Source organism: Herbaspirillum sp. SJZ107 (assembly GCF_006715485.1).
Lineage (GTDB): Bacteria > Pseudomonadota > Gammaproteobacteria > Burkholderiales > Burkholderiaceae_D > Telluria.
This window is the reverse complement of sequence record NZ_VFNH01000002.1, coordinates 424,425-440,285: the sequence shown is the minus strand read 5'-3', so window position 1 is coordinate 440,285 and position 15,861 is coordinate 424,425. Positions and strand designations below refer to the sequence as shown.

Annotated in this window: 16 protein-coding genes; 11 read left to right on the top strand and 5 right to left on the bottom strand. The window is 65.6% G+C overall.

Going from position 1 to position 15,861, the window contains the following annotated elements:
* Window positions 1-55 precede the first annotated feature (55 nt).
* Complete coding sequence (gene ffh, locus FBX97_RS11690) at window positions 56-1,420, top strand: signal recognition particle protein (protein ID WP_141831772.1); 1,365 nt, start codon at window positions 56-58, stop codon at window positions 1,418-1,420.
* Window positions 1,421-1,680: 260 nt separating this feature from the next.
* The gene (locus FBX97_RS11685) at window positions 1,681-2,088 is read left to right on the top strand and encodes an SWIB/MDM2 domain-containing protein (protein ID WP_141831770.1); all 408 of its coding nucleotides are present in this window, start codon (window positions 1,681-1,683) and stop codon (window positions 2,086-2,088) included.
* Between the two features lie 91 nt (window positions 2,089-2,179).
* Here the strand turns inward: FBX97_RS11685 and FBX97_RS11680 are convergent, their stop codons facing one another.
* On the bottom strand, window positions 2,180-2,842 hold the full coding sequence (locus tag FBX97_RS11680) for a lytic transglycosylase domain-containing protein (RefSeq protein ID WP_141834338.1): 663 nt from the start codon (window positions 2,840-2,842) through the stop codon (window positions 2,180-2,182).
* Window positions 2,842-4,575: a proline--tRNA ligase gene (locus FBX97_RS11675; RefSeq protein ID WP_141831768.1), complete on the bottom strand. Its 1,734-nt coding sequence runs from the start codon at window positions 4,573-4,575 to the stop codon at window positions 2,842-2,844. The genes FBX97_RS11680 and FBX97_RS11675 overlap by 1 nt, the downstream gene beginning before the upstream one ends.
* Before the next feature lie 213 nt (window positions 4,576-4,788).
* On the opposite strand from FBX97_RS11675, the gene FBX97_RS11670 reads away from it, so the two are divergent.
* The 4 genes from FBX97_RS11670 (at window position 4,789) to FBX97_RS11655 (ending at window position 9,224) form a co-directional block, all read left to right on the top strand.
* Complete coding sequence (locus FBX97_RS11670; protein ID WP_141831766.1) at window positions 4,789-5,460, top strand: RNA pyrophosphohydrolase; 672 nt, start codon at window positions 4,789-4,791, stop codon at window positions 5,458-5,460.
* Between the two features lie 150 nt (window positions 5,461-5,610).
* A complete protein-coding gene (locus tag FBX97_RS11665; RefSeq protein WP_141831764.1) occupies window positions 5,611-7,170 on the top strand; it encodes a retroviral-like aspartic protease family protein in 1,560 nt (519 codons plus the stop codon).
* Entirely contained in the window at window positions 7,167-8,720 is a 1,554-nt protein-coding gene (locus tag FBX97_RS11660; protein ID WP_185748564.1) for an aspartyl protease family protein, read from the top strand. Before FBX97_RS11665 ends, FBX97_RS11660 begins: the two co-directional genes overlap by 4 nt.
* A gap of 78 nt (window positions 8,721-8,798) precedes the next feature.
* Window positions 8,799-9,224 carry a DUF1841 family protein gene (locus tag FBX97_RS11655; protein WP_141831760.1) on the top strand — a complete coding sequence of 142 codons (426 nt, stop codon included), beginning with the start codon at window positions 8,799-8,801 and terminating at the stop codon, window positions 9,222-9,224.
* Window positions 9,225-9,287: 63 nt separating this feature from the next.
* Here the strand turns inward: FBX97_RS11655 and FBX97_RS11650 are convergent, their stop codons facing one another.
* A complete protein-coding gene (locus FBX97_RS11650; RefSeq protein WP_141831758.1) occupies window positions 9,288-9,632 on the bottom strand; it encodes a cytochrome c in 345 nt (114 codons plus the stop codon).
* An 11-nt stretch (window positions 9,633-9,643) separates the two neighbouring features.
* Entirely contained in the window at window positions 9,644-9,991 is a 348-nt protein-coding gene (locus FBX97_RS11645; protein WP_141831755.1) for a cytochrome c, read from the bottom strand.
* A gap of 186 nt (window positions 9,992-10,177) precedes the next feature.
* On the opposite strand from FBX97_RS11645, the gene FBX97_RS11640 reads away from it, so the two are divergent.
* Genes FBX97_RS11640 through FBX97_RS11630 form a run of 3 tightly spaced genes read left to right on the top strand, consistent with a single transcriptional unit; the run spans window position 10,178 to window position 12,793 of the window.
* The gene (locus tag FBX97_RS11640) at window positions 10,178-11,032 is read left to right on the top strand and encodes a MoxR family ATPase (protein ID WP_141831753.1); all 855 of its coding nucleotides are present in this window, start codon (window positions 10,178-10,180) and stop codon (window positions 11,030-11,032) included.
* Entirely contained in the window at window positions 11,029-11,622 is a 594-nt protein-coding gene (locus tag FBX97_RS11635; RefSeq protein ID WP_141831751.1) for a GNAT family N-acetyltransferase, read from the top strand. Before FBX97_RS11640 ends, FBX97_RS11635 begins: the two co-directional genes overlap by 4 nt.
* Before the next feature lies 1 nt (window position 11,623).
* On the top strand, window positions 11,624-12,793 hold the full coding sequence (locus tag FBX97_RS11630; protein WP_141831749.1) for a VWA domain-containing protein: 1,170 nt from the start codon (window positions 11,624-11,626) through the stop codon (window positions 12,791-12,793).
* Window positions 12,794-12,796: 3 nt separating this feature from the next.
* On the opposite strand, the gene FBX97_RS11625 is transcribed toward FBX97_RS11630, so the two are convergent.
* A complete protein-coding gene (locus FBX97_RS11625; RefSeq protein ID WP_185748563.1) occupies window positions 12,797-13,411 on the bottom strand; it encodes a CPBP family intramembrane glutamic endopeptidase in 615 nt (204 codons plus the stop codon).
* A gap of 94 nt (window positions 13,412-13,505) precedes the next feature.
* On the opposite strand from FBX97_RS11625, the gene FBX97_RS11620 reads away from it, so the two are divergent.
* On the top strand, window positions 13,506-14,696 hold the full coding sequence (locus FBX97_RS11620) for a cation:proton antiporter (protein ID WP_141831745.1): 1,191 nt from the start codon (window positions 13,506-13,508) through the stop codon (window positions 14,694-14,696).
* Window positions 14,686-15,831: a YbdK family carboxylate-amine ligase gene (locus FBX97_RS11615; RefSeq protein ID WP_141831743.1), complete on the top strand. Its 1,146-nt coding sequence runs from the start codon at window positions 14,686-14,688 to the stop codon at window positions 15,829-15,831. Before FBX97_RS11620 ends, FBX97_RS11615 begins: the two co-directional genes overlap by 11 nt.
* Window positions 15,832-15,861 lie beyond the last annotated feature (30 nt).

Genomic DNA, 15,861 nt, shown 5'->3' with positions numbered 1-15,861 from the left:
AATGGGCGTTTGCCCGTACGCGCTCACACATCCATATTAGGTAAGAAGGTAGAACATGCTGGATAACTTAACCCAACGCCTTGCCAAGGTCGTCAAGACGATGCGCGGCGAGGCGCGCCTGACCGAAGCCAACACCGCCGAGATGCTGCGCGAAGTGCGCCTGGCCCTGCTCGAGGCCGACGTGGCGCTGCCGGCAGTCCGCGAATTCATCGCCAAGGTCAAGGAAAAGGCGCTGGGCGAAGAGGTCATCGGTTCGCTGTCGCCGGGCCAGGCCCTGGTCGGCGTGGTGCAGAAGGAACTGGCGGCCCTGATGGGCGCCGACCTCGGCCCCGAGGCGTCGCAGCTCTCGTTCGCGCAGCAGCCGCCGGCGATCATCCTGATGGCCGGCCTGCAGGGTGTGGGTAAAACCACCACCACCGGCAAACTGGCCAAGTACCTCAAGGAGCAGAAGAAGAAGGTGCTGACGGTGTCGGCCGACGTCTATCGTCCGGCCGCAATCGCGCAGCTGGAGTCGGTCACCAAGCAGGTCGGTGCCGACTTCTTCCCGTCCACCGCCAGCGACAAGCCGGTCGACATCGCCCTGAATGCGCTGGACTGGGCGAAAAAGCACTACCACGACGTTCTGATCATCGACACCGCCGGCCGCCTGGCGATCGACGAAGCGATGATGCAGGAGATCGCCGCGGTGCACGCGGCCGTCAAGCCGATCGAGACCCTGTTCGTGGTCGACGCCATGGTCGGCCAGGATGCGATCAACACCGCGAAAGCCTTCAACGACGCCCTGCCCCTGACCGGCGTGATCCTGACCAAGCTCGATGGCGACTCGCGCGGCGGTGCGGCGCTGTCGGTGCGCCACGTGACCGGCAAGCCGATCAAGTTCGCCGGCGTCTCGGAAAAGCTGGACGGCCTGGAAGCCTTCGATCCGGCCCGTATGGCGAACCGCGTGCTGGGCATGGGCGACATCCTGGCGCTGGTCGAAGAAGCGCGCAAGGGCGTGGACATGCAGGCCGCGGCCGACATGGCCAACAAGATCAAGTCGGGCGGTAAGTTCGACATGAACGACTTCAAGGCCCAGCTGACCCAGATGAAGAAGATGGGCGGCATGGCCGGCCTGCTGGATAAACTCCCGGCCCAGTTCCAGCAGGCCGCCAGCGGCGCCAACATGGACCAGGCCGAGAAGCAGGTGCGCCGCATGTGCGGCATCATCGATTCGATGACGCCGCTGGAGCGCGCCAAGCCGGACCTGATCAAGGCCAACCGCAAGCGCCGCATCGCCGCCGGCGCCGGCGTGCAGGTGCAGGAAGTGAACCGCATGCTGAACCAGTACGAGCAGATGAACACGATGATGAAGAAGCTCAAGGGTGGCGGCCTGATGAAGATGATGCGCGGGATGAAGGGCATGATGCCCGGTATGCGCTGATCCTCCTTCGGCGCCCCGAAGCGGGGTAGTAAGCGGGGTCCGTAAAAAAGCCGTGCAAAGTCAGCTTTGCACGGCTTTTTTATACCCGAAAAGGCGCGTTTTTCACTCTAAGGCGAGGTCGGTAACACATCCTGCCATTTTCATGCTTGTTAGAGTGAAAAAATTTCGAAAAAGACTTGCACGAACACTAAAACCCTACCAATATAAGCCGTGCGATCAATAGCGCAATTATCCATGTGTTCCGATTAGGAGGCTCGAAGATGGCAACAGCCAAAAAAACCACCGCAGCGCCTGCAAAGAAGGCGGCCGCGAAGCCGGCTGCAGCGGCGAAGCCGGCAGCTAAAAAGGCAGCAGCCCCTGCCAAAGCAGCAGCACCAAAAACGACTGCCGCGGCAGCCAAGAAGCCGGCCGCTGCGCGCAAGCCGAACGCCGCCTTCATGAAGGAAATGACCCCGTCGGCAACGCTGGCCGAAGTCGTCGGCACCAAACCGCTGCCGCGCACCGAAGTGACCAAGAAAGTCTGGGAATACATCAAGAAGCAAGACCTGCAGGATGCCGCAAACCGTCGCATGATCAATGCCGACGACAAGCTGAAAGCCGTCTTCGGCGGCAAGGCCCAGGTCTCGATGTTCGAAATGACCAAGCTGATCTCGGATCACCTCAAATAAAAAGATGCAGGCTGTGCCCCAGCCAAGATACGAAAAAGCCCCGGTTTGCCGGGGCTTTTTGCTTTTGGACCGTTTGGGACCGCCGCGCCGGTCAGCGCGACGCGACCGCGCGCGAGATGCTCTCTTCCGGCTTGAGCTCCCAGTTCTTCCACGCCGCCAGCACCGCATTCGGATACTCCGGCCGTCCGCGGCTGCCGTTGTAGCGGCCCAGCGCCAGGTACAGGTTGCCGCCTTCCATGTCGATGTACATGCGCAGGATCGAGCAGCCGTAGCGCAGGTTGGTCTGCATGTCGAACAGCGCGCGCCGGTTGGCATCGCCGATCACCTTGGTCCAGAACGGCATCACCTGCATGTAGCCGCGCGCGCCGGCGATCGACACCGCGTACTTGCGGTAGGCCGATTCGACCTGGATCAGGCCCATCACCATGGCCGGATCGAGGCCGGCACGGGTCGACTCGTACCAGGCGGCTTCGAGGAACTCGCGGCGCACCTGCTCGTCCGGCAGGCGGCGCTTGAGGCGCGCCGAGGTGGCGTCGAACCACTGCTGGTAGCGCAGGCGCGCCGCCTCGTCACGGAACACCGGTTTCGGCGGACGGCTGTCGCTGATGGCACGCTCGAGCGCCAGCCGGACCGAATCGGCCATCGCTTCTTCCTTCTGGTTGCCGGCCATGGCCTGCCCGCCGCTCAGCAGCGAAGCGGCAAACAATGCGGCACCCAACCCGGCCGCGAGGTGGCGAGAAAAAACCGGACGCATCACTTGGCCAGCTTGTCCTTGATGAAGCCGACCATGCCGGCGGCGGCGACGGCGGTCGCCTCGGCATCGCGGCGGCCCTGGTATTCCAGGTTGCCTTCCTTGAGGCCGCGCTCGCCGATCACCACGCGGTGCGGCACGCCCAGCAGCTCCCAGTCGGCGAACATGGCGCCCGGACGCAGGCCGCGGTCGTCGACGATGACGTCGACGCCGGCTGCCTGCAGTTCGGCGTACAGGCGGTCGGTTTCCGCCTTGACCAGTTCGCTGCGGTCATAGCCCATCGGGCACAGCACCAGCTCGAACGGCGCGATCGCGTCCGGCCAGACGATGCCCTTGTCGTCGAAGTTCTGCTCGATCGCGGCGCCCAGGATGCGCGTCACGCCGATGCCGTAGCAGCCCATCTGCATCGGTGCCGGCTGGCCCTTCTCGTCCAGGTAGACGGCGTTCATCGCGGCCGAATACGCGGTACCGAGCTGGAATACGTGGCCCACTTCGATGCCGCGCTCGATCGCCAGCACGCCCTTGCCGTCCGGCGAGGCGTCGCCCTCGACCACGTTGCGCAGGTCGGCGACGACCGGCTCGGCGACGTCGCGGCCCCAGTTGGCGCCCGTCAGGTGGTATTCGGCTTCGTTGGCGCCGCACACGAAATCGGCCATGTTGGCGACGGTACGGTCGGCCAAGATGTTGACCGGCTGCTTGGTGTTGATCGGACCGAGGTAGCCCGGCACGCTGCCGTAGGCTTCCAGGATCTCGGCTTCGCTGGCGAAGCGGAAGTCCTTCAGGCCCGGGACTTTCGAGACCTTGACTTCGTTCAGCTCATGGTCGCCGCGCAGCAGCAGCAGCCAGTTTTCCTTGGCCTGCTTGCCGTCGACGTCTTTTTCGACGGTCAGCGCGATCGACTTCACGGTCTTGTCCAGGCCGATGCCGAGCAGCTTGGCGACCTGTTCGCACTTGGTGGTGTTCGGGGTCGAGACCTTGGCGAGTTCCTGGGTGGCGGCGGCGCGCTCGCCGGTGAGGGCCAGGGCTTCGGCCGCTTCCATGTTGGCCGCGTAATCCGAGGTCGGGCAGTAAACCAGCGCGTCTTCGCCTGTGCTGGCGATCACGTGGAATTCGTGCGAACCGGTGCCGCCGATGGCGCCGTTGTCGGCCGCCACCGCGCGGAACTTCAGGCCGAAGCGGGTGAAGATGCGGACGTAGGCGTCGAACATGGTCTGGTAGGACAGCTGCATGCCGGCGACGTCGCGGTCGAAGGAATAGGCATCCTTCATCGTGAACTCGCGGCCGCGCATCAGGCCGAAGCGCGGACGGCGCTCGTCGCGGAACTTGGTCTGGATGTGATAGAAGTTCAGGGGCAGCTGGCGATAGCTCTTGATCTCGCTGCGCACGACATCGGTGACGACTTCTTCCGAGGTCGGCTGGATCGCGAAGTCGCGGCCATGGCGATCCTTGACGCGCATCAGCTCAGGCCCCATCTTGTCCCAGCGGCCAGTCTCTTGCCACAGTTCGGCAGGCTGTACCACAGGCATCAGCAACTCGATTGCGCCGGCTTTATTCATCTCTTCGCGGATGATGGCCTCGACTTTGCGAATGATGCGCAGGCCCACCGGCATGTAGGTATAGATGCCGGAGCCCAGGCGCTTGATCATCCCGGCACGCATCATCAGCTTGTGGCTGACGATCTCGGCGTCGGAAGGCGCTTCTTTGAGAGTTGAAATAAAAAATCGTGAGGCACGCATATCGATGAATTCTTTTTAAAAAGAGAGGGTTATAATCGACCTTAATTTTAAAGGATTAGCTGGCCGATGCATCCAATCTTTATACAAATGGGTCCGAAACAAGTGGTGCTTGGCGTTCTTCCTGTGCTTGAGAACGACACAGATGCCTGAAGGTTCACGGATTTGTAAGTAAAAATTTAAGAGCGAGGCTGGCAGAAAGTTTCGAGGTGAATCATGCTCGATCGTGAAGGGTTTCGCCCCAACGTCGGCATCATCCTGCTGAACGCCAACAACGAGGTGTGGTGGGGCAAGCGGGTGCGCGAGCACTCATGGCAATTTCCACAAGGGGGTATCAAATACGGCGAGACGCCGGAACAGGCGATGTACCGCGAGCTCGAGGAAGAAATCGGCCTGCGCCAGGAGCACGTCAAGATCGTGGGCCGCACCCGCGACTGGCTGCGCTACGAAGTGCCGGACCATTTCATCAAGCGCGAGGTGCGCGGCCATTACCGCGGCCAGAAGCAGATCTGGTTCCTGCTGCGCATGGTGGCCCGCGACAATGACGTCAACCTGCGCCTGACGGATCATCCGGAGTTCGACGCCTGGCGCTGGCACAACTACTGGGTGCCGCTGGACGTGGTCATCGAGTTCAAGCGCGACGTCTACCAGCGCGCATTGCAGGAACTGTCGCGCTTCCTGACCTGGCCTTCGGGTGGACAGGGCGAGCGGCGCCACAGTTCGCGTTACCTGCGCCAGCCGCATGCGTCGCGTTCGCAGGGCCAGCCCGGCAATCAGCAGAGCAAGCCGGCCGCGAACCCCAGCAGCAAGGCAGTGGTGGCGGCCAGCAAGGCGATCGCCGATGCCTCCAGCAGCGCCAAACTGGTGCTGGCGCGTGACAAAGAGTGAGAATCCGCTACCGAAAGTAGCGTAGACGCAACACTAAAAAAGGCAAGTCCCGCCGATCGCCGGCGGACTTGCTTTTTTTTATATATTGATTGATTTGTCTATAAGGTTGCGCAGTAGAATCATCGGCACCGTGATTCGACGTGTCGACCGATGAGACCGCTTTACCATCTGCGCGCGCTGGCGTCTGCCTGCGCCCTGCTGCCGCTCGCCGGCCATGCCATGGCGGATAGTGCGGCCTGCGTACCCGCCGAGGTGGCATCGGTACCGATCCGCTACGCCGGCGCCGACCTGGCGCCCGCCATCGGCGGCGCCATCAACGGCAAGCCGGCGACCATGCTGGTCGATACCGGCGCATCCATGATCCACCTGACGCTGAACGGCGCCAACCGCCACGGGCTGGCGCTGCAGCCCACGCCGCGCCGCGTGCATGGCGTCGGCGGCACCTCCGCAATCTACATGGCGGAAGTGCGCGACTTCGCGGCGGGCCCGGCGCGCGCCGCACGGCGCCAGGCGCTCGACGTCATCGCCGAGTCGGACACGACCCCGGCCTTCGATGCCATCGTCGGCGCGCCTTTCCTGCTGCAGATGGACCTGGAATTCGACCTCGGCGCCAAGCGCATGCGCTTCCTGCAGGCGCGCGACTGCGGCCAGGCGCCGCTCGCCTTCTGGCAGGAATACACCGTCGCCGTCCCGTTCGAGGGCGGCACGGAACGCAATCCGAAGCCGCATTTCACGGTCATGGTCAACGGCCACGCGCTGGATGCGATCGTCGACACCGGCGCCTTCCGCACCGTGATGTCGCGCGCGGCCGCCCGGCGTGCCGGCATCGACGTCGAGGCGCCCGGCGCCGCTACAGGCGTCAAACGCCTGGGCGATGCCGGCGGCATCGGGCCGGACCGTGCACCGCACTGGAGCGCCGTGTTCAAGACGGTGGCGATCGGCAGCGAAACCATCCGCGACGCGGAACTCGGCATCATCGATGCGCGCAGCAGCATGGACGCCGACCTGCTGCTGGGCCGCGATTTCCTGCGCACCCACCGCGTGCTGTTCGCAATGAGCCAGCGCAAGCTCTACTTCGCCCGGACCGGCGGCGGCAGCTTCGGTCCGGCCACCGGACTGGCGCCCTGGATCCTCGCCGAAGCCGAACAGGGCAACCCCGACGTCCAGTACGCGCTGGCGCTGATGTACCGCGACGGCCGCGGCGTGGCGCGCGATCCGGCCCTGGCCCGGGCCTGGCTCGACAAGGCCGCCGCCGGCGGCGAACCGCATGCCGGGCTGCAGGCCGGACGCCGGCTGGTGCGGGCCGGCCAGCTCGACGACGGCATCCGCGCCATGCGCGCCGCGCTCGACCGGCTGCCGGCCGACCGCTTCGGGCCGCTGTGGCTGTACCTGGCCCGGGTGCGCAACGGCGTGCCGGGCCTGGGCAAGCGCGAACTCGAGGACAGCCTGGCGCTGCAGGGCAAGGAAGACTGGCCGCGCCCGATCGCCGACTTCTACCTCGGCAGACTGGACGAAGCCGGCCTGCTCGCCGCCGCCGGCAGCGACACGCCCGCCGCGCGCAGCCGCAGCTGCCAGGCCACGACGTATATGGCGGAATGGCACGACGCGCGCGGCGACAAGGCGCGCGCCGATGCGCTCGAGGCCGCCGCCCGCACCCATTGCACCACCCCGGCATCTGCCGCAACGAACAAGGACACATCGACCCGATGAAGACGCTTCACCTCATGCGCGGCCTCGGCGCAGCCGCCCTGCCCCTCCTGCTGCTGCCGCAACCGGCCCAGGCCCAGGACCCGTCAGCCTCCAGGTGCAACTACGCCGAAATCGCACAACTACCGCTGCGCTACGCCGGCACCGCGCTGCAGCCGGCCGTGGCCGGCGTGATCGACGGCGTCCCCGCCGTGATGTTGGTCGATACCGGCGCCGATGCGAATTACCTGACCATGACCGCCACCCTGAAGCGCGACCTGCCGCTGCGCGTGACGCTGAACAGTGTCCACGGCATCAGCGGCAAATCGCGCCTGTACACGGCGCGCCTGAAGGATTTCTCGGTCGGCACGATCAGCAGTTCAGGCAGGAAGGAACTGTCCGTCATCAAGTCGATGGCGTCCACCCCGGGCTTCGACGCGATCGTCGGCGCGCCCTTCCTGCTGCAGGCCGACTTCGAAATCGACCTGCGCGCCAAGCAGATCAAATTCTTCCGCGGGCAGGATTGCGACCACACGCCGCTCAACTACTGGGAAGAGCCGGCGACCGACGTGCCGTTCGCACAGACGCGCGAGCACGATGCGAATCCGCATTTCAAGGTGCTCATCAACGGCAAGGAAGTCGATGCCATGATCGACACCGGTGCCTCGACCAGTTCCCTGTCGCTGGCGGCGGCCACGCGTATCGGCATCGACGTCAAGGCGCCCGATGCGCGCCTGCTCGGCAATACCGGCGGCGTCGGCGTGAAGCGCGTTCCGCACTGGAGCGTCCCGGTCCAGTCGCTGGAGATCGGCACGGAAAAGGTCGGCAACGTGCGGCTCGGCGTCATCGATTCGCAGTCGGAATACACCGTCGACCTGTTGCTGGGCCAGGACTTTTTGCGCGCCCACCACGTGCTGTTCGCCATGAGCCAGAAGAAGCTGTACGTGGCCTACATCGGCGGCGATATCTTCGGCCATCCGGCCGGCATCGAGCCGTGGGTGCGCGCCGAAGCCGAAGGCGGCAATGCCGACGCGCAGTTCGTGCTGGCGCAGGCCTACCTGCACGGCCGAGGGGTGGCGCAGGACGCGCGCCAGTACCGGACCTGGCTGGACAAGGCGGTGGCGCAGGATCATCCCCAGGCCAAGCTGATCCTGGGACGCCAGTCCTACACCGAAGGCAAGTATGCGCAGGCGATCCCGCTGCTGCGCGCGGCGCTCGCCAAGATGCCCGACGAGCGCATCGCCCCGCTGTGGCTGTACAACGCGCGGGTGGCCAACGGCGAGGCCGAGCTGGCTGCGCGCGAACTCGAGACCGCCTTCAAGACCCAAGACTATGACGACTGGCCGGCGCCGGTGGTGCGTTTCTACCTCGGCAAGGAAAGCGCCGCACAGGCGCTGGCGGAAACCGCCCAGGGGTCGCCGTCGGCCTACCGCGACAGTTGCACCAGCACCGCCCTGCTGGCCGACTGGTACGAGGCGCGCGGCGACAAGGCGCAGGCCGCACCGCTGAACGCGGACCTGCGCGCGCGTTGCGGCGCCGGTCCGGACGCGCCGCAGAAAGCCGCCAAATTGTAAGACCGGCGCCGCGGCAGCGGCGCGGGAGCGGGCGCGCTACAATGGCGCCCTTCCCGTCCGTTTTCCAACGTCCCCATCATGTTCACCCCCTCCTCCAATGACGTGCGCCGCTTTTTCTGCGAGGCGTACCGCAAGCGCCGTGCCGGCGAGATCCTGACCCCGATGGATGCGATCGCCGCCGACTGGATCGACCACCACCCGGAATACCACGACGCGCTCGGCGACGCCGACGAAGCCGTGGCGCGCGACTATTCGGTCGAAGGCGGCCAGCCGAATCCCTTCCTGCACCTGTCGATGCACCTGTCGATCACCGAGCAGGTCTCGATCGACCAGCCGCGCGGCATCCGCGCCGCCTTCGAGGGCCTGGCCGCGCGCATCGGCGAGCACGACGCCCACCACCAGATCATGGAGTGCCTGGGCGAGATGATCTGGTCGGCGCAGCGCCACAACACCCAGCCGGATACCGAGGCCTACGTGGAGTGCGTGCGCAAGCGCATCCGCTGAAAAAAATCCCCCGGCCGGCATGCGGCGGGGGATGTTTCGTTGCCGGCGTACTTATTTGCGTACCTACTTGCGAACTACAAGCGGCCCCGGCAGGCTTTGCAGGTAGACCGAGATGTCGGCCATGTCCTGGTCCGACAGCGGCTGCGCCATGCCGGCCATGATCGGGTTGTTGCGCCCGCTGATGCTCTTGTTGCCGCGTTTGTACGAGCGCAGCGCATGCGCCAGGTAGTCGGCGTGCTGGCCGGCCAGCTTCGGATAGCTGGGGTCGATCGGGGTCTTGTAGTCGGCGCCGTGGCAGGACGCGCAATTGTATTTCTTGGCCAGTTCGGCGCCGCGCGAGATGTCGGCGGCAGCGAGGACGGACGTGGAAACGGCGCAGCACACCAGCGCCAGCAAGAGTTTGTTCATGGCGTCCCCGTTTATTTGTTCGGCGTGGCCGCGCTCTGCTGCGAGTAATAGGCAGCGATGTCGGCGATGTCCTGGTCCGACAGCACCTTCGCGGTCGGCGTCATTTGCGGATGCTGGCGGTCGCCCTTTTTATAGGCTTGCAGCGCGGCTTCGATGTACCTGGCGGACTGGCCGCCGATCATGGGTACCTGGTAGACCTCGGGGAAGGCGGTCTTGTAGTCGGGGATGCCGTGGCAGCCGATGCATTGTTCGATCTTGTTGGGGGCCGCTTTCGGATTGCCGACGATATCGGCGGCGCCCGCTGCGCTGCCGAGGGAACCGAGCGCGCCGAGCACAAGTACAGCTGACAATTTTTTCATGGTTGGGCAATCGTAAGGTTGGATCGAATACCGCACTGCACAAAAACATAGCATTTGTACTACGACTTGCCGATTCTATATGAGAACCATGGCTCAGTCTACAAAGCAACACGGCCGCTCCCGGCCGGGATCTGGCATATACTCGATGGCATTCCCACATCATTGCCAACCGCGCCGACCACGCCCATGCCAGCCTCCCCACGCTTCGAAGGCAGCGACAACTACGTCGCCACCGATGACCTGAAACTGGCGGTGAACGCCGCCCTCACCCTGGCCCGCCCGCTGCTGATCAAGGGCGAACCCGGCACCGGCAAGACCATGCTGGCCGAGGAAGTCGCCGCCGCGCTGGGCATGCCGCTGCTGCAATGGCATATCAAGTCGACCACCAAGGCGCAGCAGGGCCTGTACGAGTACGACGCGGTCTCGCGCCTGCGCGACTCGCAGCTGGGCGACGAGCGCGTGCGCGACATCCACAACTACATCGTCAAGGGCGTGCTATGGCAAGCCTTTACGGCGCCCGCACCGGTGGTGCTGCTGATCGACGAGATCGACAAGGCCGACATCGAATTCCCGAACGACCTGCTGCGCGAACTCGACCGCATGGAATTCTTCGTCTACGAAACGCGCGAGATGGTGGTGGCGAAGCATCGGCCGCTGGTGATCATCACGTCCAACAACGAGAAGGAATTGCCGGACGCCTTTTTGCGCCGCTGCTTCTTCCATTACATCAAATTCCCCGACCGCGACACGATGGCCGAGATCGTGAAGGTGCACTACCCGCACCTGAAGCAGGAACTGCTGGCCGCCGCCCTGCACAGCTTCTACGAGCTGCGCGAGGTCGCGGGCCTCAAGAAAAAGCCGTCGACCTCGGAATTCCTCGACTGGCTCAAGCTGCTGCTGGCCGAAGACATCCCGGCGGAAGCGCTGCGCAGCCAGGATGCGCGCACGGTGGTGCCGCCGCTGCACGGGGCACTGCTGAAGAACGAGCAGGACGTGCACCTGTTCGAGCGCCTGGTGGCGATGGCGAGGCACAACCGATGATCCGCGTCGATCCGGTGACCCTCGAATTCCGCGGCATCCGCCTGGAACCGCTGGCCCTGCACCACGTGGACGGCCTGCGCACCGCGGCCTCCGACGGTGAACTGTGGAAGCTGCGCATCACCTCGGTACCGGAACCGCACACCACCGAAGACTACATCCGCGCCGCCCTGGCCATGCCCGACCGCCTCGCCTTCGCGGTGGTCGATGCCGCCACGGATGCGGTCATCGGCTCCACCAGCTACCACGACATCCTGCCGGCCGTCGACCGCGTCGAGATCGGCTATACCTGGTACGCGCGCAGCCGCCAGCGCACCCACGTGAACACCAGCTGCAAGCTGCTGCTGTTGTCGCATGCCTTCGATACGCTGGGCTGCGCCGTGGTCGGCCTGCGCACCGACAATTTCAACTACGCCTCGCAGGCCGCGATCGAGCGCCTGGGCGCCAAGAAGGATGGCGTGATCCGCCACCACGGCCTGCGCCGCGACGGCACCGTGCGCGACACCGTCATGTACAGCATCCTGCGCGGCGAATGGCCGGAGGTGAAGACCCACCTGCACTACCTGCTGGAGCAGTACGCCGGAGGCCATTGAGATGCTGATCGACTTCTTCTTCACCCTGCGCGACGCCAAGGTGCCGGTCACGATCAAGGAATTCCTGACCCTGCTCGAGGCGCTGGACAAGAACGTGATCGCGCCCTCGCTCGACGCGTTCTACTATCTTGCGCGCCTGACGCTGGTGAAGGACGAAGCCCATTTCGACAAGTTCGACAAGGCGTTCGGCGCCTACTTCAAGGGCATCGACACGGTGTTCGACACCAAAGCGGATATCCCCCTGGACTGGCTGATCAAGCGCCTGGAACGCGAGCTGACGCCGGAACAGAAGGCGGAGCTGCAAAAACTCGGCTACGACAAGCTGATGGCGCGCCTGCAGGAACTGCTGAAGGAACAGAAGGAACGCCACGAGGGCGGCAGCAAATGGATCGGCACCGGCGGCACTTCGCCCTTCGGCAACGGCGGCACCAATCCGGAAGGCATCCGCATTGGCGGGCAAGGCGGCAAGCGCAGCGCGGTAAAAGTGTGGGACCAGCGTTCCTACCGCGACTACGATGGCGAACGCGAACTCGGCACGCGCAACATCAAGGTGGCCCTGCGCCGCCTGCGCCGCTTCGCACGCCAGGGCGCGGCCGAGGAGCTGGCGCTGGACGACACCATCCGCTCGACCGCCAACAACGCCGGCTGGCTCGACATCAAGATGCAGCCCGAGCGCCGCAACCGCATCAAGGTGCTGATGCTGCTCGACGTCGGCGGCACCATGGACGACCACATCGAGCGCACCGAAGAACTGTTCTCGGCGGCCCAGTCCGAGTTCAAGCACATGGAATTCTTCTACTTCCACAACTGCGTCTACGACCACCTGTGGAAGCACAACCGGCGCCGCCACGCGGAGCGCTTCCCGACCTGGGACGTGCTGCGCACCTACCCGCCGGACACGCGCCTGATCTTCGTGGGCGACGCCACCATGAGTCCGTACGAGATCCTGGCCCCGGGCGGCTCGGTCGAGTACAACAACGAGGAAGCGGGCGCCGAGTGGCTGGCGCGCTTCGTCAACGCCTTCCCGAAATTCGCCTGGCTCAATCCCGAGCCGGAAAACCTGTGGCCGTACCGCCAGTCGATCGCGATCATCCGCCAAATCATGGGCAACCGCATGTTCCCGGTGACGATCGACGGCCTCGAGCGCGCGATGCGGCTGTTGAGCAAGTGAACTTCACATGGTGCGCGAGCGGATCGCCGAGCGCACCACCAGCAGGCCGACGATATCGATCCACAGGTGCACCAGGATCGCCGCGATCAGGCCGACGTACTGGAAGATCAGGCCCAGCACCACGCTGCTGCCGAACACCCCGGCCGCCTGCACCAGCGACGCCCGGTCCAGCTTGCGGAAGCGGTACACCGGCACGTGCGTCACCAGGAACAGCAGCGATACGATCCACACCCCGAGCAGCGGCTGCAGCGCCGCGCGGAACAGCATTTCCTCGCCGATGGCGGCAGCCAGCGCCATCCACAACGGGTTGAAGCCGGCCAGGTCGAGACGCGCATAGGTCGCGATGGTCCTGGCCGTCGACTCGGACGAGGCGCCCAGCCGGTACAGGCCATACGAGACGGCCGCCGCCAGCAGCGCCAGGCCCTGGCCGATCACCAGCTGCCACATCGGCGCCGCGGGACGCGTGAAGACGGCCAGCGGCGCGTCCTGCGTGAACCAGATGATGGCTGCGGCGATCAGGCACATCACCAGGCAGGTCAGCACCTGCGCGCTCAGGCGGATCGGCGGGCGTGCCGCTGCGGGTGGCTTGGGGAGATCGGACGATGGGGGTGGAGTCATGGCAGGGGTGCGCGTGGCGCTGTTTGGTATCGGCCAGCATTCTATCGTGCGCGCGAGGCCGTCTTGTAGAATCGGTGTACATACAGGAGCTTTCATGCCTGACCTGCTGGCCATCCTGACCCCGCTTGCCTGGCCTGTCGCGATCACCCTCGCCTGGCTGGCCGGCGAATTCGGGCAGCGCTGGACCGGCCTGCCGCGCATCAGCTTCTATGGCTTGGTCGGCTTCCTGCTCGCCGCGCCCCAGCTGGGCGCGCTGCCGCCGCCGGATGCGGGCGCCGTGCTGCTGCTGGCCGACCTCGCCTTCGGCCTCATCCTGTTCGAGCTCGGCTACCGCATCAACCTGCGCTGGCTGCGCACCAACCCGTGGATCGGCGTGGCCGGCCTGGCCGAGGCCGGGCTGACCTTCATTGCCGTCTGGCTGATCGCCATCGCGTTCGCCACGCCGGCGATCGATGCGCTGATGCTGGCCTCGCTGGCAATGGCGACCTCGCCGGCCACCGTGGTCCGCGTGATCAATGAGCAGCGCAGTTCCGGCCAGGTGACCGAACGCGCGCTGCACCTGTGCGCGCTGAACTGCGTGCTGGCCGTGTTCGCCTTCAATGCCAGCGTCGGCCTGTGGATCTTCCGCACCTCGGAAGACATCGGCGACGCACTGTGGAACAGCCTGGTGCTGCTCGGCGTCTCGGCCTTTACGGGTGCGGTATTCGGCATCGTGGTGCCGGGTGTGCTGCACCTGCTCGGCAAGCTCACCCAGGATGCGACCGTAGCATATGCGCTGGCCGTGATCCTGCTGGTGGCGATCGCCCATGCGCTCGGCCTGTCGCCGGTGGTGGCGGCGCTGGCCTTCGGCTTGAGCGCGCGCCACCGCCGCGTCGCCTTCAGCCAGGCGCAGCGCAACTTCGGCGCGCTGGGCGCGCTGTTGACCGTGGTGCTGTTCGTGTTCGCCGCCTCCACCCTCGACTGGCGCAAAGTCTGGGCCGGCGGCGCGCTGGCACTGGCGCTGGTGCTGGCGCGCCTGCTGACCAAGACCGCCGGGGTGACGGCCTTCGCCCGCCTGTCCGGCACCTCGTGGCGCAAGGGCGCGCTGACCGGCCTTGCGCTGGCGCCGCTGTCGGTGTTCGCGATCCTGATGATCGAGCATGCGCGCCATGCCGGCGTGCAGGTGGTCGAAGACCTGCGCGCGGTGGCCGCGGTGACCATGCTGCTCGAAGTGTTCGGCCCCCTCATCCTGCAGCGCGCGCTGGTGTGGGCGCACGAAGCGCCGGAGCTGCGCCATGCCCCTTGAATCGTTCACGGCTTCCAGGCCGCTGACCTTCGGCGTCGAGCTGGAACTGCAGCTGGTCAGCCTGTCCGACTTCGACCTGACCCCGGCCAGCGTCGACTTGCTGCACCTGCTGAAGAGAAAACCCTTCCCCGGCAACGTCGTGCCCGAGATCACCGAGAGCATGATCGAGATTAACTCCAGCGTCCACGCCGGCTATCCGGCGCTGCTGGCCGAACTGAAAGCGATCCGCGATACCCTGGTCGCCGCCAGCGACGTGCTGAACATCGGCATCGCCGGCGGCGGCACCCACCCGTTCCAGCAGTGGGCCGAGCAGCGCATCTCGGCGAAACCGCGCTACCAGGAACTGTCGGCCCTGTACGGCTACCTGGCCAAGCAGTTCACGGTGTTCGGCCAGCACGTGCACATCGGCTGCGCCGACGGCGACGACGCGCTCTACCTGCTGCATGCGCTCGGCCGCTACATCCCGCATTTCGTCGCGCTCTCGAGTTCATCGCCCTTCGTGCAGGGCTTCGATTCCGGCTTCGACTCGGCGCGCCTGAATGCCGTCATGGCTTTTCCGCTGAGCGGCCGCGCGCCCTTCGTGCTGCGCTGGGACGCGTTCGCGAACGTCTATTTCGCCAAGATGGAACGCACCGGCATCATCAAGAGCATGAAGGATTTTTATTGGGACCTGCGGCCGAAACCGGAATACGGCACGATCGAACTGCGCGTGTGCGACACGCCGCTCACGGTGGAGCGGGCCGCGGCGCTGGCGGGCTACCTGCAGGCGCTGTGCCGCCACCTCTTGCTGCGGCGCGACGGCGCCGCCGCGGACGACGCGCCGGCCGAGGACGACTACCTGGTCTACAACTATAACCGCTTCCAGGCCAGCCGCTTCGGCTTCGAGGGCGTGATCACGCATCCGAAAACCTACGAACAGCTGCCGCTGCGCGACGACATCCTGGCAACGCTCGCGCTGCTGGCGCCGCAGGCCGAGGTGCTGGACAGCCGCGAAGCGCTGGCCCACCTGGCGGCGGCCGTGGCGGACGGCAGCGACGCGTCCTGGCTGCGCGGGCAGTACGGGCGCGAGGGCAGTGCGGAAGGCATGGTGAATGCCGCGATCGGCCGCTTTCGCGAAGAGTGGCACATGCGCTGAGCGGGCCTGCATGCCGCAACCTCGCGCTCG